General features: G+C 78.6%; 5 protein-coding genes. 3 read left to right on the top strand and 2 right to left on the bottom strand.

The genetic code is table 11. The annotated features are described in order from the left end of the window. Both hemG and hemE read right to left on the bottom strand, forming a co-directional pair. The coding region (hemG, locus tag ABEB16_RS19390; RefSeq protein WP_345713846.1) for a protoporphyrinogen oxidase at positions 1-657 on the bottom strand (657 nt) is incomplete at its 3' end. Further along, positions 654-1,664, bottom strand: a complete 1,011-nt coding sequence (gene hemE / locus ABEB16_RS19385; protein WP_425560260.1) for a uroporphyrinogen decarboxylase — start codon at positions 1,662-1,664, stop codon at positions 654-656. The genes hemG and hemE, both read right to left, overlap by 4 nt. Before the next feature lie 255 nt (positions 1,665-1,919). Here hemE and ABEB16_RS19380 point away from each other — a divergent pair, with 255 nt between their 5' ends. From ABEB16_RS19380 to ABEB16_RS19370, 3 genes are all read left to right on the top strand, one after another. Then, the gene (locus ABEB16_RS19380) at positions 1,920-2,510 is read left to right on the top strand and encodes a DUF3000 domain-containing protein (protein WP_345713844.1); all 591 of its coding nucleotides are present in this window, start codon (positions 1,920-1,922) and stop codon (positions 2,508-2,510) included. Between the two features lie 128 nt (positions 2,511-2,638). After that, on the top strand, positions 2,639-3,241 hold the full coding sequence (locus ABEB16_RS19375; RefSeq protein WP_345713843.1) for a LuxR C-terminal-related transcriptional regulator: 603 nt from the start codon (positions 2,639-2,641) through the stop codon (positions 3,239-3,241). A 150-nt stretch (positions 3,242-3,391) separates the two neighbouring features. Further along, positions 3,392-3,900, top strand: a 509-nt coding sequence (locus ABEB16_RS19370; protein ID WP_345713847.1) for a ribonuclease D, incomplete at its 3' end; no start/stop codon positions are given.

The raw sequence follows: 3,900 nt of genomic DNA, 5'->3' as shown, positions 1-3,900 counted from the left end.
CGCGAGGAACACCGACGCCGCACCGGCCGGGGGCTGCGGGCGCGCCGCCTCGCGCACGGCGTGCAGCAGGGACCCACCGCGCTCGGCGTGCGCCCACAGCTGCGGAGCCGTGGCCCGCAGCGACAGCCGGGCGGCGGAGCCGGCGTAGACACCACCCAGCAGGGGCTCCACGAGGCGGTCGACGACGGCCGGGCCGAGCCGGGCGGCCACGTACTCCCCCACCGCCACGTCGGCCGTCAGCGGCGGCGCCGGCAGCCCCGGCTCGGCGGCGACCCGGGCCAGCTCCCCGGCGTCGAGCAGCCCCGCCAGCTGCTCGGCGCGCCCGGGTACGCCGAGCACCGTGCCCGCGGGCAGCGGGTGCAGCGCACCGCGCACCCGCAGCGCCGCCCGCGTCGTCGCCGGGTGCACCAGGTCCGCACCGAGCCCGACCTCGCGGGTCAGGCCCACCGCCTCCGGGCGGCGCGCCAGCAGCGACTCCGCGCCCGCGTCGACGACCGCACCGGCCACCTCCACCGGCTGCAGCACCCCACCGGTGCGGTCGGCGGCCTCCAGCACGACGACGTCGGCCGCCGGTGCCAGGCGCAGCGCGGCGGTCAGCCCGCTGATGCCGCCACCGACGACCAGGACCCGCGGACGGCGGGGGGCGGCGGCGCTCACGCCACCGGGTGCCCGACCTCGCGCCGGGCCGGCGTCCAGGCGTGCACCTCGTCGACGACGCGCTGCAGCACGCCCGGGTCCGCGCCCGGCGGCACGCCGTGGCCGAGGTTGAAGACGTGCCCCGGGGTGCGGTCGCCGGCGGCCAGCACCTCGCGCACGGCGCGGACGAGCACGTCGGCCGGCGCCAGCAGCAGGGCGGGGTCGAGGTTGCCCTGCACCGCCAGCGCCCGCCCCGCCCCGGCGCGGGCCCGGCGGGCGCCCTCGTCCAGCGGCACCCGGAAGTCCACGCCGAGCACGTCGACGCAGTCCACGCCGGCGGGCGCGGCCATGTCCGCCAGCAGCTCCCCCGTGCCGGTGCCGAAGTGGGTGCGGGGCACGTCGAGGTCCGCCACCGCCGCCAGGGCCGCCGCCGAGTGCGGGGCCACCAGCCCGCGGTAGCCGTCCGCGGGCAGCGCGCCCACCCAGGAGTCGAACAGCTGCACCGCCGAGGCACCCGCCTCGACCTGTGCGCGCAGGAAGGCCCCGGAGATCTGGGCCAGCCGGCGCAGCAGGGCGTGCCAGAGGTCCGGGTCGCCGTGGGCCATGGCCTTGGTGCGGTGCAGGTCGCGGGAGGGCCCGCCCTCGACGAGGTAGCTGGCCAGGGTGAAGGGCGCCCCCGCGAACCCGATGAGCGGGGTGTCGCCGAGTTCGGCGACGATCATCCGCACGGCGTCGGTGACGTGGGTGAGCTGGTCGGGGTGCAGCTCGGGGATGCGCTCCAGGTCGGCGCGGGTGCGCACCGGTTCGGCGATGACGGGACCGGTGCCCGGGACGATGTCGAGGTCCAGGCCGACCGCGGCCAGGGGCACGACGATGTCGGAGTAGAAGATCGCCGCGTCGACGCCGTAGCGGCGCACCGGCTGCAGCGTGATCTCGGTGACGAGCTCGGGCCGGCGGCAGCTCTCCAGCATGGGCACGCCCGCGCGCACCGCCCGGTACTCGGGCAGCGAGCGCCCGGCCTGGCGCATGAACCACACGGGGACGCGGTCGGCCGGGAGCCCCCGGCACACCTGCAGGTAAGGGGACTTCCCGGTCAGCACCCCCCGATGGTCGCACGCCGGCGCCCGCTCGCCGGCGCCGGACCCCGTCGCCGGACCCGTCGCCGGACCCGTCGCCGGACCCGTCGCCGGACCCGTCGCCGGACCCGTCGCCGGTCACCCGGGTGCTCGGGGTCCCGGCGTGCCGGGACCCCGGTGCGGCCCGTCCCTGCTTATGGTCGGGGTGTGAAGGTGCCCCGGGTCCCCGGCCCCCGGCCGACGGCGTTCGACCGGGCCGCCGCCGGCCTGCAGGAGGCGCGCCTGCGCCCCGAGGTGCGGCTGGCGGCCGTGCCGGCGCCCGCGCGGATCGCGCCGCAGTCCTTCGCGCTCGCCGGGGAGGTCGTCCGCGACGGCGACGAGCTGGCCACCGGCCGGTTCGTGCTCCTGCACGACCCGGCGGCCCCCGCGCAGTGGGGTGGGCGCTTCCGCGTCGTCACCCTGGCCAGCGCCGACCTCGAGGCCGACCTCGGCGCGGACCCGCTGCTGGGCCCGGTGGCCTGGTCGTGGCTGGAGGACGGCCTGCGCGCCGCCGGGGCCGACGCCGTCCGGCTGGGCGGTACCGTCACGCGGGTCGTGTCGGAGTCGTACGGGGAGCTGTCCCACCGGGAGGCGTCGGTGGACGTGGAGGTCCGCGCGTCCTGGACGCCGGCGCCGGGCCCCGACGGCGACCTCGACGCCGAGGCGCACCTGCAGGCGTGGTGCGTGCTGCTGTGCTCCGTGGCCGGGCTGCCCCCGCTGCCGGAGGGTGTCGTGCCCCTCGCCCAGCACCCCCGCTGAGCGGTGGCAGGCCGGACGAGGCCCGCAGCCCGGCGCCACGGCGGTGTCAAGTCCGCCACGGGCGCGACCGATGGTCATCGGGGAGGGATCCGCGACGGGCGGGTTCCCGTGTCCGCAGGAGGACCTCGATGACTGCCCTGGTGGAACGCCCAGGCATGGCGGTGCCCTCGCGGCTCGGTCGCTTCGCGGCGCTGGTGGCGGTGGCCGACCCCGCGACCCGCGAGTCCGTCACCCGCACGCTGCGCCTGCTCGGCGCCGCGCACGTGGAGCACGCGACGAGCGTGGCGCAGGCCCGCGCCCTCGCGCGCACCGGTCCCCGCGCCCTCTTCGTCGCCGACGCGGGCCTGCCCGACGGCTCCGGCGCCCAGCTCGTCTCCGAGCTGCGCGCGGCGGGCTGGAACCGCTGCGTCGTGCTGTCCACGAACGCCGACCCGTTCGCGGTGCGCGGCGCCGTCGCCGCCGGGGTGCGCTGCTACCTCGTCACCAGCCGCCCCGAGGGCGGCGGTGACGGCACCCGCCCCGGCGACAGCGGGGTGGACGGCCTCTCCGAGCGCGAGATCGAGGTGCTGCAGCACGTCGCCGACGGCCGCTCCAACAAGGACACCGGCGCCCTGCTCGGCCTGTCCGCCCTCACCGTGAAGAGCCACCTGGCGCGCATCGCGCGCAAGCTCGGCACGGGCGACCGCGCCGAGATGGTCGCGATCTGCCTGCGGGCCGGCGTCATCCAGTGACCCGTCGCTGACCCGCACCGGCCTGCCGCCCACCGGCGCGCGGCGGCCGGTGCGTACCGTGGTGCCGTGGCAGCCCACGCACGCGAGCAGCGCCCGCCGGCACCCGGCCCGGACGCGCCGGCCGGTCAGGACACCGCCGCGGCCGCGCCGCTGCCCCTGCTCGACGCCCCGCGGGACGGGCTGCCCCCCGTCGTCAGCGACGAGGCGGGGCTGGCCGCGGTCATCGCCGCGATGCGGGCCGGCAGCGGCCCCGTCGCCGTCGACGCCGAGCGCGCCTCCGGCTACCGCTACGGGCAGCGCGCCTTCCTCGTCCAGCTGCGCCGCGCCGGGGCGGGCACCGCGCTCGTCGACCCCACCGGGCTGCCCGACCTGTCCGAGCTCGGGGCCGCGATCTCCGACGCCGAGTGGGTGCTGCACGCCGCCAGCCAGGACCTGCCGTGCCTGGCCGAGCTGGGCATGCGCCCGGTGTCGTTGTTCGACACCGAGCTCGGCTCGCGGCTGGCGGGGCTGCCGCGGGTGGGGTTGGGCGCCGTCGTGGAGGAGCTGCTGGGCATCCGCCTCGCCAAGGAGCACTCGGCGGTGGACTGGTCCACGCGCCCGCTGCCCGAGCCGTGGCTGACGTACGCCGCCCTCGACGTGGAGGTGCTCGTCGACGTGCG

It is taken from the genome of Kineococcus glutinatus (assembly GCF_039542765.1).
Taxonomy (GTDB): Bacteria; Actinomycetota; Actinomycetes; order Actinomycetales; family Kineococcaceae; genus Kineococcus_A; species Kineococcus_A glutinatus.
Note: the sequence above shows the minus strand (reverse complement) of the source record. Positions and strands in the feature narration are given on the sequence as shown.

Excerpts from the sequence above, each read along its gene's own strand:
- ABEB16_RS19375 (WP_345713843.1), top strand. The coding sequence starts at position 2,639 with ATGACTGCCCTGGTGGAACGCCCAGGCATGGCGGTGCCCTCGCGGCTC.
- hemE (WP_425560260.1), bottom strand. The coding sequence starts at position 1,664 with ATGCGCCAGGCCGGGCGCTCGCTGCCCGAGTACCGGGCGGTGCGCGCG.